Below are 15,419 nucleotides of genomic sequence, written 5' to 3' on the forward strand. Positions count from 1 at the left end.
CGACGATGAAATGGCTTAGCTCTAATGCGTTAGACTAGTACATCCGCTCGCTTTGAGCGCAATCAAGTCAATTTAATGACAGTTAGTCGTCATTCTTGCTGTTTTTCATGCGGTTAAAATTTATCTTTGAAAGCGAATGGTATATATTTGTTTGATCTATATGAATTTGCGCTGGTTTGTGATCATCAAAAGAACATTTACTCTTCTTATCGCTACGTTATCAGTATCAGTAAACGCGTTTGCTGATTCTTTGCCTGAGCGTATCGATAATTTCACCAAACTATTTGATCATGAAACGGCAATCGAATCTTATGATATTCGATTGCTTCAGGCTGATTATCCGACGCGTTTGATCACGCCTTCTTCAATGCTGCCGCAAACAGCAGAGTACCCATTAAAAGATATTCAACGCTTATACCAGTTATCAAAAACCTGTAGCGGTAAGTTGCCGTTAAGCCCATTAATAACGGAGCCTTTGGTGTTTACACGTGCGATGTGTAAAGGGACCAAGCTATCTGATCGTTGGTTTAGCCGTAGCGGTCTGATTCACCCAGGTGGTGGCTCTTATGCAGCACGTTACGTTGAGAAATACCCAGAAAAGTTCGATGCGCTAAAACGCTTTATGCACATCCAAGAGCGTCCAAATACTGAACACGATGAACTGCTATCTCGTTTGCAGCAGATGGACAATGAAGCCATTACCGCGCTTCTGGCTGGTGCAAGCATGTTTGTTGAACTTGATGAAATGTGGGTCAAACGGGGCGACAGATATTACCTATACAAAGAGTCTGACTGGCATGAAAACGCGACGTTAGCAGGGCTGTCGTTCAGCTTATCTTCAGAAGGTAAGAGCTGTTTCGTCCAACGTGGTAATGTGTGTTGGGAAATTGAAGATCACTCTGAACTGCTTCAGGTCGCAATGTTCATCTTGGTGATTGCCAACATCATGCTTGTGCTAGGTTGGGCGATATACCGTTGGAACAGTAAGAAACAGGAATTGAAGAGTCGTATGTTGGTTCTTCAGATCTTAACGCACGAACTGAGAACACCGATTGCGAGCTTATCATTGACCGTTGAAGGCTTCAGACGTGAGTTCGAACACTTACCTGAATCGGTATATGATGAGTTCCGTCGACTGTGTGAAGACACGCGTCGTTTAAGGCAGCTAGCAGAAGCAAGTAAAGACTACCTACAGTCGGACAACCAACCACTCGCGACTGAGTGGGTGCCAAGTGTCCAAGAGTGGTTAGAGTACAAAGTTGAAGAAGATTTTGCGCCGGGAATTGAACTGCGCATCAACCAAGATATCGCTGCAAAAGTGAACGTATATTGGTTAGGAACCTGTATCGATAACCTGATCAGGAACGCTGTTAAATACGGTGTCGCACCAGTGATACTAGAACTGAATACTTCTGACAAGAAGCTGACATTCAAAGTTATAGATAATGGAGACTTGTCCCGCAAAGACTGGGGGCAACTAAGAAAGCCATTCGTTAGTAAGAGTGGACTTGGTTTAGGTCTGACGATAGTAGAATCTATGGTCGGAAAAATGGGCGGTCACATGACGCTAATCGGCCCCCCGACAACATTTATTTTGGAGATACCTTGTGAAACAGACATTGCTTCTCGTTGAAGATGATAAAAATTTAGCTGATGGCCTATTAGTTAGCCTTGAGCAAGCTGGGTATGAATGTTTACATGCTGAACTGATCTCTGAAGTTGAAGGCTATTGGGAACAAGCGGACCTAGTCATTCTAGACCGTCAACTTCCTGATGGTGACTCAGTAGACTCACTTCCAAGCTGGAAGAAAAAGAAAGATATTCCTGTAATCTTGCTGACTGCACTGGTTACGGTAAAAGACAAAGTAGCGGGCTTAGATTCAGGCGCTAACGACTATCTAACGAAGCCATTCGCAGAAGCAGAGTTGTTTGCTCGTATCCGTGCTCAACTTCGCCTACCAGATGCTGAAGAGCAAGACGCGTCAAAAGTTATCGCTCAAAACCTTGTTATTGACAAGGCAACACGTGAAGTGTTTTTCAATGAGCAAGAAGTCACGTTAACACGTACTGAGTTTGATCTTCTGCTGTTCTTGGCAAGCAATCTTGGCCGCGTATTTACACGCGACGAACTGCTTGACCACGTTTGGGGTTACAACCACTTCCCAACAACACGTACAGTAGACACGCACGTTCTTCAGTTAAGACAGAAACTGCCAGGTCTAGAGATCGAAACGCTACGTGGCGTTGGCTACAAGATGAAAGCGTAATGAAAAAAGCCTTACTTCCACTATTAATACTGTCGAGCGTGGTTAACACCGCGTACGCCACAGATTGGTTTAAGAGCAGCGATGCTCTCACTCAAGTGCATAAACATTTGTTGGATAATGATCTACCGCAGATGTTTGATTCTCTAGTGGAAGTTTGGCAAATCAATGTTTCTCAATCTCGAGAAGAGCACCTCAATGAACTGTTCGACCAAGCGTTGAACAAAGATTGTGGTAAAACCCTCACTAAGAAAACGCTACCGGACTGGATTAGCTCGGTTGTTGTTAAGAGACATATCATCCAAAGCCCAGGTCGAGACACATTTCGGGTTTCAATTGATGTCGAATCTGAACAAGAAATCCAAAACATCACCTTTGAAAAGTGGGTAGATAAAGTCGTTTCTTCCGATAGCGAGTTTACGAAAGAAAGCGAAGTGGTTAACAACGCCTCGGTCAGTTTGTACCGCAAGCGCTATAACTTAGCGTCACAGCTCGATTCTGGCTTGTATCGCCTGAACGTGAAGGGCGAAGGGGGCAACTCTTGGAGCACATGGATCATTTTGGGTGAAGTTGCCATGCGTCAGCAAGTACGCTGGGCATCAAAAGATACGTGGCGAATAGATAAGAAAGACCTGCTTAACCCATACTGTCCGCTTCCTAAGCTAGAAATCGGTTTGTACGATTATGTCGACGAGCACTATGAACAAGTGTGGGGTAAGAGCTATGAATCGGATTACCCGATGAATCTGACAGGCGAAGATCTTCCCAATGACCGTTATGTTCTGGCGGTTTCTATGGTGCATTCGCGTTGGCAAGGTGACATAGCGATAGAACAAGCACAAACTATCAGTAAAACTTATGATATTTCTAGCGAAGAAGAGTTAAAGTAATTTAAAATTGTGCCGTTAACTATGTAAGGGATCTAACAAAGATAAACGGCATGAAAAAAACTACTAAACTACTCGCAGCGTCAATTGCATTCGCCAGTCTTCCTATTTCAGCAGCAAACTACGCCATTGAAGCGCGTGGTGATGCAATGGGTGGTGTTGGTGTTGTTTCTGCAAACTTCCTAACCGCTCCATTCTATAACCCAGCATTGGTTGCCATTTACCGTCGCAATGATGATATGGGTATGATTACGCCTAGCTTTGGTGGTAATTATAATGATCCTAACGATATGAAATCGAATATCGATAGTGTCATTGACGCTTCAAATACTGCAGACTTAGATGCCGCTCTTAACAAACTTGATGGTAACCAGGCGAACGTAGAGCTTGGTGGTGTTGTGGCGTTCGCGCTACCTAACCAATTTGTTGCTGCAAACCTATTTGCTAAAGCCTACACAGAATCTTTTGCGACACCTGATGTTTACACAACCGGTTCCGATACGGACAAAGTTGAGTTGTCTACCGTTGAAGCGGTTTCAATTGGTGTAGCTGAAGTTGGTCTTTCTCTTGCTAAATACCAAACCTTTATGGGCCAACACATCTCTTTTGGTATTACTCCTAAGATTCAACGCATCTACACATACAACTACATTGCATCGGTTAACGATTACGATCTCTCTGACGTAAGAGAAAACAGCAATGGTGAAACTGCATTTAACATGGATGCAGGTGCGCTTTGGTTCTTCGGACCGTTCCGAGTAGGTGTTGCTGCGACCAACTTGTTCTCAAGAGATATTGAGACGAAAGATACAACCCGAACGTTAACTAGCAGCACAAGTGGTGCCACTCACCAAGTTGGTGGTAAATACGCTTATCAGATTGAGCCAGTTTATACCGTTGGTGCTGGTATCGTGTCTGACTACTTCTCGTTAAGTGTCGATTACGATTTGAATGAAACTGAAAAGTTTACTTCGTTTGAAGACAATGAGCAGATGATTCGTGTCGGTACTGAAGTTGACCTATTGCGTCAAATGCAGCTAAGGGCAGGGTACTACAAGAACCTCGCTTACTCTGATTCAGAAGGGACCATCACAGCGGGTATCGGTTTGTCGCCTCTTAATTTGTTTCAGCTAGATCTAAGCGCTAACTACACAAACGAAAATGCAATGGGTGCATCTATCAATTTCCTTGCTAGTTACTAACAGTCCTTATATAGTTCTGCTCCTAAACAAAGGAGCAGAGCATGCTAAACGACTTACCAACCCTTTCTCACGAAGAGCAACAGAAAGCTGTTGAGCGAATTCAAGAAATGATGACCCAAGGTGTCAGCACAGCACAAGCTATCAAAATCGTTGCTGAGCAAATTCGTGAAGAAATGAGTAATAAAGAAGAGTAGGGCATTGGCCCTTCTTTTTTACCCATCTAATGCACTATAACTAAATATATTACCCTCTAGTATATTCTCTCGTTCATACCAACACTTTATTCATCCTCAGTTTTGACCTATCCAAAACGCTTAAGTTAAGTTTATTCAGTAAGTTACATCAGAGTAATCAACTTTAAGGGCTTTTTTGGTTCCTAACTGTAATTAAATTACAACAGGATCTGAAAGTTAAACAACTGGCACTTTTGGTGTCAGCATTTATGTCACTAGGCGTAAGTTGTTTAATATTTGAGCTTTTTCAACGATCGTGACGCTGTGACTTCAATTAGCGAATAGATTAGGGTAAGCCTAATGAGTAAGGTTTTGTAGTTTGAGTGTGGGAGTGTTCGTTACAAGCACCGATACTAAGATACCTAGCGACAGATCTGTCCATCTATCGCTGTTTAGGCTTAAATACGCATACTTCAAGTGCAGCAGAACGCATTAGCTGAGGGGGATTTAGTGCGGCAAATGCAAGGTTTTTGTTGAGGTGGATAGTGATTTATTTAAGTGTGTGGCTTGAACTTAAAACAAGTTGATTCACAGCCACTAGAGTGAGCAGGTAGATTCGAAGACTTGCCATGCAAAAGCGGCGAGCATTAAGGGACTTAGTTGGCTGGGCGCAATCTTACAGGTACTTAGAGACGCGCAGGTGAAAAACGAAGAGGTGGAATCAAAACGTCACGACTTGGTTTCGTCCGTTATTCTTTGCTTCATACAGCGCTTTGTCTGCACGTTTAATTGCAGAACGTATCGACTCATTCTGCTTAAGCTGTGTGATACCAGTAGAAGCTGTGACAGTCAGCGCGTTCGGCCATACCTTTGTGTCCATTGCAAGGTACAAGTTATCGATTGATTCGTGACACTGTAGCGTTGTTTGTTCTAGGCAAACGAGTAGAAATTCCTCACCACCCCAGCGATAAAGCAAATAATGCTCGCCAAGTGTTTCATTTGCGGTAGTAACAAATTGGATGAGAACCTTATCACCAACTTCATGACCATACTGGTCGTTAATCTGTTTGAAATGGTCTAAGTCAAACAACGCGACGTGAATCATTTTTCCTTGTTGTGCTAACCATTCGAAATCATAGAAGGTATCTAGCGCTTCGGTTCTGTTTCTGCAGCCAGTCAACGGATCTGTTGTGGCCTTTACCTTTAACTCTTCAATCTCTTGGGTTAGATGGCGTTGTTGCTGTGCTAAGCGCCTTTTGTTTCGTCGAGCGATATGTAGAGCACAACAGACATAGTAGACGGCATATATTACCCATAGCCCAACTAAGAGCTCACCGAGTAAAGCCTTGCTGATGATTTTACCGTGGAACACAATGCTCGAGATATTAAGTGTATGATGTCCAGCAAGCGTGCTAGCACCAAGCCCTAGTTCAACAGATACTGCGTTCGTGATGTCTACCGCGCTATCAGAGACAGGGCGGTTATAATGGTCAATCCACCAGAAAGGGACGTTGAAGTAGCCTAAGTCAATGTGGCTTGCGTCAGGTAGCGAGAAGTCTAAGCGATTGAACTTGTTAGACATGGCATCGCCTTTCACACTATAACCTTCGTCGTAGTTCCGAATGTAGAAGCGAAATCTTGGGTTTTCTTGTCCTTTGTAATCCATGTTAATGGTTACCGAGTCGTACGTAGAGAGATCTAACCCTTTTCCTTCTTTCGATATAACGAATTCAACCTCACAGAAAGGCTTGCTGTAGGTTCGCTTAAAGTCACACTGTAACTCAATTCCGTTATTTGATTGGTATAATGAGGCCGCCGTACCGCCATCATGATCTCTGTCTGTATTGGCGAGTGTAGGGTATTTGTCTGGACTAATGACGTAGCTCTTGTTCATTAGTTTATCAAAAGAGACTAGCGACAATAGGGTGATTGCCAAGCAAAAAATCGAGAGGAATATGTTGAGTTTGCGGAATGCTTTGTCGCTCATGATGTTAATCCGTACACGTGATTCGAACCTAATACGAAATGCCTTAGAGTGGCGTAATCGAAGATTAGAGTATTAGTATCGTTGGAATTGCTATGCCTAAAACTGTTCTAGAAGTGACGGTTATACAGCAAACTGCGCCATTAGACCAAGATGAAGTTTAAAAATTGAACGCAGAGCATTGATTTTGAATGTAATTTACTCAGTAAGTGCCGTTTTTATGGCTAGATAAATTTAACTGTATAAATACACAGTTAAATTTTAAGTGGATTTGTTCGTCGTGATTAGAGCGAATCTACGTCCTTTATGAGCTCGCCAAGTAGCGGACCATCAGCAAACTGTTCAATAGTTCTAATTCAACAATGTTGCACTGTCACTTTTAAGGTGTGTAACTTTAGTGAGTAAGTAGTAGAACGTATGAAGATAACCACTAAACAAACACTTGAATTGTTGGCGCTTATACACGATCGGAGCCCGATTTTTGTAGATTTGAGCGCTGGTCACGTTGAACATAGAGCTAATAGCGAGTGATAAACGAGATCTGGTAATGGATAGGTTAAAGATCTTAAGTCTCCGCATGTTCATAGGTACAGGTAGTACGAAGCGCAGTTTGCCAAAGAGTGTGTTCAAACCTGTAGACTCAAATGTGCTCGTAGATAGCTTTGGTATAGTAGGCGTCTCCGCTGTTAAAGCTTGAAACAACCAAGCGCAGGAAGCATTGCATCACAATGGATAAAATTAAGTACGTAGATTTTGTTATATAGTTGAAGCATTCGCGTATGTGAAATCTGAAAGCACAACAGCAGGATAACTTACAAAGTTTACACACAGGAATCTTTAGCCATTGTTGTAAGTTAGGAGGAATTGAACGTTTTTAAAATTCAGTGGTTAACATCAGATGAGAATTTCTGTTTCGTGAACAAAGTAATGCAATGGTTCTAACATTAGAAACTGTGTTAAAGGCGACTTGAACAGGTGCGCTGGGTTTAGAGCCTATAAGGTTGTTTTACTGGCGTAATGAAAATAGAGTGAATTATATGGAGCTAACGTGTATCCAAATCCAAAAGTGCTTAAACGAATGAAATTAAGCAGCGCGTATGTAAAATCTGCCAGGGATAAGGCTAATAAGTCTCCCAGATTTCAATGTCCATAACTGCGTATTATGTACGTTATGTTAAATTGAATTTATTGTTTATAAGGCAGAACTCTTTGTGTGATGCCCTGCCTTAGTATTGTGTCGATATTCTCTGAATTATACTGTGTATTTAACCATAATGGTTATTTACCATAAAATACCTAATATCCAGTGATAATAATCTTCGATTTTAACCCTGGTATTAGTTAGAGATTAACCGCCAGCAAATTTAACTTTGTAGCCTTTCTTTTCAAGGTGCGCTTTGATCTTGTCACGCGCGTCGCCTTGAATTTCGATGTTACCATCTTTTACTGAGCCACCACAGCCGCAAACTTTCTTAAGTTCAGCAGCCATTAGTTTTAATGGTGCGTCATCTAGATCTAAGCCAGTTACGACAGAAACGCCTTTGCCTTTACGGCCTTTGGTTTCTTTTTGGATTCGAACGATACCATCGCCTTTAGGACGTTGGACTTTCTCTTCTTCAGGTTTGATACGACCTGTTTCTGTTGAATATACTAGGCTCATAATTTATTTCTTTTGTTGCTCTGCTTTTTGTTTAGCGAGTAAGTAAGCTTCTATATGACGCTGTATTGCAATCTTTCCGCCTTTAATAAGGCGTCCGTTAAACATGCAGTACCACGCATTCGGCTCACCAGTGTCATTTTTGATTTGGTAACCATTGAAGTTTTCAGTTTGGCCACCGGTCCCTCTAGACTTACTTAACGCTGTGAACTCTTTTGGGTCAATAATAGATGCAGTATCAATCCACCAATCGATACTCTTTTTCACGGCAGCTAAGTTACCTTGAATAACGTGGTTTTTTAACTTGGTACGCCAAATTGTGTTCGTGGCATCCGTCGATTGGAGATGGATCCCTCGGTAAATTGAATTAGCCATATCTATTGATCATCTTTTTGTTTTCACTGCATTAATCATAAGTATACTAATAATGATAGCAAGCATAATATGGCAAAAACACCTGTCGAGGTACGGTAATTTGAGAAAAAAAGTCCCTATTTTAACCGACTCTGTGATAATTAATTCGTTTGTTGAAAAATTAAACAGCAACGTTACCGTTGAAATTATCGATGAGCTAACAGGTTTCCAGTATTCTCATAATTCACTGCTGGGTATCTACAGTGATTGGAATCGCTACCACACGTTTTGTACCAAACATCGAATCAATACACTCCCTGCTTCTATTACGGCTGTTCGTCGTTTTCTTGAGACGGAGTCTAGTGAACGAAAGTATGCATCGTTAAAACGTTACACTGCAACGCTTAGCTTGCTGCACACTGTACTCAACTTTGCCAACCCTATTAAGCATAGACAAGTTCGCTTTACCTTGTTCCATCTGCAAGCTCGAATGGCTGGTGATGCTAAGCAGACAAACGCGATGACTTCTTCACACCTTACTCAATTGAACTCGTTACTTTCACATGACAAAGCGACACTAAAAGAGATCCGCGACATAGCGATTTATAACGTAATGTTCGAATGTGCGTTGAAGCGCTCTGAACTCAAGTCTTTATCGGCGAGTGATGTGGAGAGTATTGATCATGACTATCAAATCACAATCAAGGACTTGATATACAAGCTTTCACCAGTTGCAAGTTCTGCGCTTGAGCGCTGGCTGAGCTTTACTGGTTTGGAAGAGGAATTACCTGTGTTCCGGGCGATTGATAAGCACGAAAACATCGGCCTACAACCATTAGATGATTCGTCGATCTATCGGATTTTAAGGCGTGCAAGTGACTTACTTGGTTTAGCCGACAATCACCATTTTTCAGGTAATTCGATTCGAGTTGGCGCGGCACAAGAGCTATCAAAACAAGGGCTTAACGTGAGAGAAATACAAGACTTCGGACGTTGGCTTAGCCCTGCGATGCCAGCCCAGTACGTTGGATATGCTGGTACGGCAGAGAGCGAGAAAATGAAGTTCAAAGCGTTAACACCGTGGCAATAAGCGACATTAGGTCGGCAGTAGACTGAAAACATCGCAAACAAAAAAGCGGCTTGGAGAAATCCGAGCCGCTTTTTATAGTTAATCTGTTATACAAAAATTTCGAAAATACCCTTAAGAAAGGCTGGTTCTTACGCAGTTTTCTAGGAACTGAGCGAACTTATGCCCGTCGTGTTCTACCATTTTTGGGAACATCGAGATTGGTGTCATACCTGGGAAGGTATTCACTTCGTTTAAGTAGATTTCGTTATCTTGTGTTAAGAAGAAGTCGATGCGAGACAAGTGGCGAAGCTTCATTTGTGTAAACACTTTGCGAGCGCTGTCCGCAATCAGTTGACGTTGTTCATCAGTAAGATTACTTGCTTCAACTTCTGTGATCGAGTGGCTATCTGCGCTGTATTTTTCTTCGTAAGAGTAGAATGCGCCATTCGGTGCAATCACCTCGCCTGGCTTGCTGATGTGCAGCTCTCCGTCGATTTCATAAGCCGCAACTTCCAGCTCTCTTGGCACCACTGACTTTTCAACAAGCACTTGATCTGAATAAGTAAATGCTTTGTTGATAGCTTCGCTCAAGTCTTCAATATGGTTGACTTGATAACAGCCAACAGAAGAGCCTTGGCGTGCCGCTTTCACGAATACTTTGCCCCACTTTTCAAAAGCTTGAGTTGCTTGTGAATGAGCTTCGTCTGTATTGTCAGATAGGAATAAATACGGCGTGTTTGGAATACCCAACGCGTCATACCAAAGCTTAGAGGTGATCTTGTTGAAGCTGTTATTGCTAGCTTCAGAACCACAGCCTAGGTACGGGATTTTTGCCATTTCAAACAGTGATTGGATATCACCGGTTTCGCCAGGGAAACCATGGATACAAGGTACGATGAAATCAACTTTTGATTCTAGATCATCACCACGTAGCGTTTGATTATTGATATCAAGATATACTAATTCGCCCGAATCTAGACACCAGCCTTCGCTCTTAATCTCAACTCTTACAACGTTAAAGTCTTCAACGCTCTTAAGTTGATCAAAAAGGTAATTGGCTGAAACTAAAGACACTTCGTGCTCTGAAGATCCACCGCCGCATAGAAGAAGAATGTTTGTGGTGTTCATGGGTAAATTCGGTCCTTGAAACTAGGAATACTGACTTCAATGATAAACAAAAGTCGAGATAGGTACAGTGTTTTGATTGTTAAAATTGCGTCCGAAAGATCGAGCGATTAACTATTAGACAAAACGGTTCGTCATAAAACAAAAGAAGGAGCATTTGCTCCTTCTTTATGATTCAAAACTTAGTTTAACTTGTTAAGCGTTGGGTATTCAGAGTTCTTGATATCATCAATACTCTTCACGAATGGCTTCAAGTTTTTAAGTGAACTAGGTAGTGTTGAGATCGCCTTTTTTGCTTCTAAACGTGTTGCGTAGTCACCGTAAAGTACTGTGAACCACTTAGTGCCGTTGACCATCTTGTAGTTTTCCCAAACTGGCTGAGAAGTCGTTGGTAGCATTTTCACGAAAGAGTCGACTTTACTTTGGCTGCCAACCGCAACAACTTGAACTGTGTAACCAAAACGCTGGTTCATGTCTTGTTGCTTCTTAGTTGGACCTTTCACTGCCGCAACTGGCTTAGCCTGAGTTGTTTGAGTGACTTTCTGCTCAACAGGTTCTGTTCTGATAACGTTAACAACATTCTCTTCAACAACGCCTGATTGCTGTGATTGAGACACAACTGGAGCTTCAACTTTGGCAGTTTTGTACTCTTCTTGATAACTATCTGAAGTCACATCCGTGATGTAGTTTTCAGATACACACGCAGCCAAGAGCAGTGGCAAAGTCGCAATTGCAATTTTTTTCATGGAAAGCTCTATATCCTTAATAATAATTACTATAAATCATGCCGATACGTCGGTTTAGAATCAAGTTAACTTTGAGATTATACACCATTAGTGGGTGACCTATTTCACAAACTTAATGCAGTGTTTGCTTATTCATCTTAATTCGGTGAATTTGCCATCAACCTGTTATCGAAAAGTAAGTTACGATGAACTTACGTGCATTGCTAGGATATGTCTATGAATCATCTTGATCCCCTACTGAAACCCCGTTCGATTACCGTTGTTGGCGCTTCTCAACGTGAAAACCGAGCGGGATACATTGTTATGAATAATCTGTTGCATGGGGATTTTAAGGGGGCGGTAATGCCAGTTACGCCCAAATATGATTCGGTGGCGGGTGTACTTTCCTACAAAAACATTTTGTCGCTCCCGATCGTCCCTGATCTTGCGATTCTTTGTACCAACGCGACACGCAATGTCGCCATTTTTGAAGAGTTGGCTGAGAAAGGGATTGCCTCTGTCATTGTGCTTTCTTCCGACATGCAGCAAGAAAGCGATAATGGTGAGACGTATGATGAACGATGCCTAGCGATTGCCAAAAAACACAGCATTCGCGTGTTGGGTTCTAATAGTTTGGGCGTAATTGTCCCTTGGTTAAATTTGAACGCCTCATTCTCTCCAGTGACAGCATTACCCGGTAAGATCGCTTTTGTTTCTCAGTCGGCAGCTGTGTGTACCACTATTCTCGATTGGGCTAATGACAAAGAGATCGGTTTCTCTGCGTTTATCTCTATAGGCAATGGCAGCGATATCGAATTCTCGGAGTTATTGGATTACCTCAGCACCGACTCTCACACCGAAGCGATATTGCTTTATGTAGACAGCATTACTGATGCGAGGCGCTTTATTTCTGCAGCGCGTGCGGCTTCGCGTAACCGCCGAATTTTGGTGTTGAAAGGTGGTCGAACGGCGAAAGGCAGAGCCGCAGCAATGGCTCACACTGGCGGTGTCGACACATTAGATATTATTTATGATTCCGCAATCCGACGCAGCGGCATGCTACGAGTTAAGAATTTGCATGAACTGTTTGCTGCGGTAGAAACACTGACTCATTCAGTCCCCTTGCGTGGCGAGCGTTTAGCTATTGTTACCAACGGGGGCGGCCCTGCGATTATGGCGGTGGACACCCTATTTGACCGCGGTGGTAAGCTCGCAGAGTTTTCAGAAGAGACACTTGATAAGCTGAACAAGGTGTTGCCTTCAAGTTGGTCACATAGCAATCCTATCGATATTGTGGGTGATGCAGGTGATCAGCGTTATATTGATACGATTAACACACTGCTCGATGGTGATGAGGCAGATGCTATTCTCATCATGCATAGCCCTTCTGCTATCGCACACTCTGCTCAAACTGCTGAGCGCATCATCGAAGCGATTAAAAAGCACCCTCGCCATAAGCGATTCAATATTCTTACCAATTGGTCTGGTGAGCTTACGGCAAGGCCTGCTAGAAAGCTGTTCACTGAAGCTGGTATTCCAACCTATCGAACACCAGAGAGCTCTGTGGTCGCATTCATGCACTTGGTCGAGTACCGACGCAACCAACGTCAGCTTATGGAGACGCCAACCACGGCTGAGAAAGTCCATATTGAAGATTTAGCCGATGCCAGAAATTGGATAGAACGCCAATTACTGGATAAAGATACAGTTAGCCTTGATACCCATCAAAACAGTCAGTTTTTCAAACACTTCAACCTAGATGTGCTGCCTACTTGGATCGCTTCAGATCCTAGTGAAGCGGTACATATTGCAGAAACGATTGGTTATCCTGTCGCAGTTAAACTCCGCTCTCCAGATATCGCGCATAAATCTGACGTTCAAGGCGTAATGCTTAATTTAAGAAACAGCAGTGAAGTCGCAAATGCGGCTCAAGCGATTCTTGATCGCTCTCAACTGTCGTTTCCTACAGCACATATCCATGGCTTGCTGGTACAAGGCATGGCGAAACTTGCTGGCGGACAAGAGCTTCGCGTGAAAGTCACAACCGATGAAACATTCGGTCCTATTATTCTACTCGGTCAAGGTGGTTCGGAATGGGATGAGTCGATTGATGCGGCTGCAGCGTTCCCACCACTGAATATGACACTGGCTCGCTATTTGATTATTCGAGCGATAAAGAGTGGCAAGATTCGTCTACAGAAGCTTCCTAACCCTATCGACATAGAAGGCTTGTCGGAGTTGCTGGTTCGTATCTCACAAATGGTGGTTGATTGCCCTGAAATACATGATCTGGATATACACCCAGTACTTGCGAATGGCGATAAGTTCACGATATTGGATGCAGATATTGTATTGAAAGCCTACGAAGGTGATCCGCAAGAAAGGCTGGCGATTCGCCCATACCCCGTGGAGCTTGAAGAACGTATCCAGTTAAAAGATGGTACAGAAGTGTTGCTACGCCCTATTCTTCCTGAAGATGAACCACTTCATGCCGACTTTATTAACCGAGTGTCTAAAGAGGATCTCTACAAACGCTTCTTTAGTGATGTGGGTGAATTCAATCATGAAGCGTTAGCTAATTTCACTCAGATTGACTTCGATAGAGAGATTGCTTTTGTTGTTGTGCGTGAAGAGCAAGGGGTTCCTGCCATTATCGGTGTGTCGCGCGCGCTGATTAACCCAGAGAATACGGATGCAGAATTCGCGATATTGATTCGCTCTGATTTAAAAGGCGTTGGTTTAGGTCGAATCCTTATGACTAAGGTTATTGATTACTGCCGTGCTAAGCAGACTAAACAGATGTCGGGAATGACAATGCCAACCAACAGAGGGATGCTGACACTAGCTCAAAAACTGGGTTTCAAGCTAGATATCTGTTTTGAAGACGGCACAGCAGATATGGTGCTTCCGTTACTTGAGTGACCATGTTTTTTTAAGGTGTTGAATACACCAAGATTTGGCGTCGCCCATTTTGTTGCGTCGCCAAGCCATCACAATGTCGATCGGTTGCGGCTCCGTCCCTGCAATCTGTTTTAAAACACCAGATTCGATCAAAGGTTTAGCAACGCTACACGGCAAGGTACCAATGCCGAGCCCACTAGTTAAAGCTTCTACTTTTGCTGGGAAGCTCGTCACCGTCAAGCGTGGTTGTTTCTCTAAAATATTGATGCTTAATGCTGGCTGATCGCGTGCAGTATCTGCAATTGCAATCACCCTGTAACTTTCTCTAGCCTTTTGATCGAAATCTCCAGAGCGCTTATGTACGTAGTGGTTGGATGCTGCTACCCAAACCATTTCCATTTTTCCTATTACGTCACTTTTCATGTCATTGGGAATGGTGTCTACCTTTGGGCAAACCAGTAAGTCAGCTCGACCATCTGACAGCGATTCCCAGCACCCCGCCAAAATTTCTTCTTGTAAACGTACCCGTGTTTTACTGATTTTCCCTAACTCATCAACCAGTGGGAAGAAGTTAGCGATTGGGATAATGCCATCAAAGGCAATGGTCAAATCCAATTCCCAACCATTGGCTAGAATGCTCGCCTCGTTTACCAGCCTCTCTGTGGCACCAAGAATTACTCTGCCTTGCTCAAGTATCAATTGCCCTGCTTCCGTGAAGTTTGCACGGTGACCTGAACGGTCAAAAATCATGATATCTAAGTCTTGTTCAAGCTTTTGAATTTGGTAGCTGAGTGACGAAGGCGCGCGGTCCATTTCATTGGCCGCAGCAGCAAAACTTCCACGTCTATCGATGGCGTCTAGGATGTGTAACGCTTCAAGTGTTATTGGGCTATGCATCAGTTCCCTACTTTATAAATGAGATTTTGATCACAAAAATGGAAGCATTCACCAGATAAATGGAACCATTAAAGGTCTTTTAATACAATGAGTTATACGGTTTAAGTGAGCTTTTAATGACAAAACTACAAATAAATTGAAATGCAAATAATAGTAATTATCATTTAGATCCAATATTATC

13 protein-coding genes are annotated in these 15,419 nt (G+C 42.9%); 7 read left to right on the forward strand and 6 right to left on the reverse strand.

Annotated elements, in window-relative coordinates; genetic code table 11:
- The first annotated feature begins 160 nt into the window (after nt 1-160).
- Genes vxrA through F0228_RS09195 form a run of 5 tightly spaced genes read left to right on the forward strand, consistent with a single transcriptional unit; the run spans nt 161 to nt 4,547 of the window.
- Nucleotides 161-1,633: a sensor histidine kinase VxrA gene (vxrA, locus tag F0228_RS09175; protein ID WP_061031335.1), complete on the forward strand. Its 1,473-nt coding sequence runs from the start codon at nt 161-163 to the stop codon at nt 1,631-1,633.
- Nucleotides 1,608-2,267 carry a response regulator transcription factor VxrB gene (gene vxrB, locus F0228_RS09180; protein WP_061030933.1) on the forward strand — a complete coding sequence of 220 codons (660 nt, stop codon included), beginning with the start codon at nt 1,608-1,610 and terminating at the stop codon, nt 2,265-2,267. Before vxrA ends, vxrB begins: the two co-directional genes overlap by 26 nt.
- The gene (locus F0228_RS09185) at nt 2,267-3,154 is read left to right on the forward strand and encodes a DUF2861 family protein (protein ID WP_171762131.1); all 888 of its coding nucleotides are present in this window, start codon (nt 2,267-2,269) and stop codon (nt 3,152-3,154) included. The genes vxrB and F0228_RS09185 overlap by 1 nt, the downstream gene beginning before the upstream one ends.
- A gap of 50 nt (nt 3,155-3,204) precedes the next feature.
- A complete protein-coding gene (locus F0228_RS09190) occupies nt 3,205-4,353 on the forward strand; it encodes a conjugal transfer protein TraF (protein ID WP_171762132.1) in 1,149 nt (382 codons plus the stop codon).
- A gap of 41 nt (nt 4,354-4,394) precedes the next feature.
- On the forward strand, nt 4,395-4,547 hold the full coding sequence (locus tag F0228_RS09195; protein ID WP_008224757.1) for a YoaH family protein: 153 nt from the start codon (nt 4,395-4,397) through the stop codon (nt 4,545-4,547).
- A gap of 700 nt (nt 4,548-5,247) precedes the next feature.
- On the opposite strand, the gene F0228_RS09200 is transcribed toward F0228_RS09195, so the two are convergent.
- From F0228_RS09200 to F0228_RS09210, 3 genes are all read right to left on the reverse strand, one after another.
- Nucleotides 5,248-6,513, reverse strand: coding sequence for a GGDEF domain-containing protein (locus F0228_RS09200; protein WP_171762133.1), 1,266 nt, complete (start codon nt 6,511-6,513; stop codon nt 5,248-5,250).
- Between the two features lie 1,345 nt (nt 6,514-7,858).
- The gene (yciH, locus tag F0228_RS09205; protein WP_008221404.1) at nt 7,859-8,170 is read right to left on the reverse strand and encodes a stress response translation initiation inhibitor YciH; all 312 of its coding nucleotides are present in this window, start codon (nt 8,168-8,170) and stop codon (nt 7,859-7,861) included.
- A gap of 3 nt (nt 8,171-8,173) precedes the next feature.
- A complete protein-coding gene (locus F0228_RS09210; protein ID WP_008221406.1) occupies nt 8,174-8,542 on the reverse strand; it encodes a DUF3319 domain-containing protein in 369 nt (122 codons plus the stop codon).
- Between the two features lie 100 nt (nt 8,543-8,642).
- Here F0228_RS09210 and F0228_RS09215 point away from each other — a divergent pair, with 100 nt between their 5' ends.
- Nucleotides 8,643-9,611 (forward strand): tyrosine-type recombinase/integrase, encoded by a 969-nt coding sequence (locus F0228_RS09215; RefSeq protein ID WP_171762134.1) that lies wholly within the window; start codon nt 8,643-8,645, stop codon nt 9,609-9,611.
- Nucleotides 9,612-9,722: 111 nt separating this feature from the next.
- On the opposite strand, the gene F0228_RS09220 is transcribed toward F0228_RS09215, so the two are convergent.
- Complete coding sequence (locus tag F0228_RS09220; RefSeq protein WP_171762135.1) at nt 9,723-10,718, reverse strand: D-alanine--D-alanine ligase; 996 nt, start codon at nt 10,716-10,718, stop codon at nt 9,723-9,725.
- 179 nt (nt 10,719-10,897) lie between these two features.
- Nucleotides 10,898-11,461, reverse strand: a complete 564-nt coding sequence (locus F0228_RS09225) for an SPOR domain-containing protein (RefSeq protein ID WP_008221412.1) — start codon at nt 11,459-11,461, stop codon at nt 10,898-10,900.
- A gap of 216 nt (nt 11,462-11,677) precedes the next feature.
- On the opposite strand from F0228_RS09225, the gene F0228_RS09230 reads away from it, so the two are divergent.
- A complete protein-coding gene (locus F0228_RS09230; protein WP_171762136.1) occupies nt 11,678-14,362 on the forward strand; it encodes a bifunctional acetate--CoA ligase family protein/GNAT family N-acetyltransferase in 2,685 nt (894 codons plus the stop codon).
- On the opposite strand, the gene F0228_RS09235 is transcribed toward F0228_RS09230, so the two are convergent.
- Nucleotides 14,351-15,238, reverse strand: coding sequence for a LysR family transcriptional regulator (locus F0228_RS09235; RefSeq protein WP_116870651.1), 888 nt, complete (start codon nt 15,236-15,238; stop codon nt 14,351-14,353). The genes F0228_RS09230 and F0228_RS09235 overlap by 12 nt on opposite strands.
- Nucleotides 15,239-15,419: the final 181 nt, after the last annotated feature.

Origin of the sequence: Vibrio sp. 99K-1, assembly GCF_013114585.1 — a bacterium.
Lineage (GTDB): Bacteria > Pseudomonadota > Gammaproteobacteria > Enterobacterales > Vibrionaceae > Vibrio > Vibrio chagasii_B.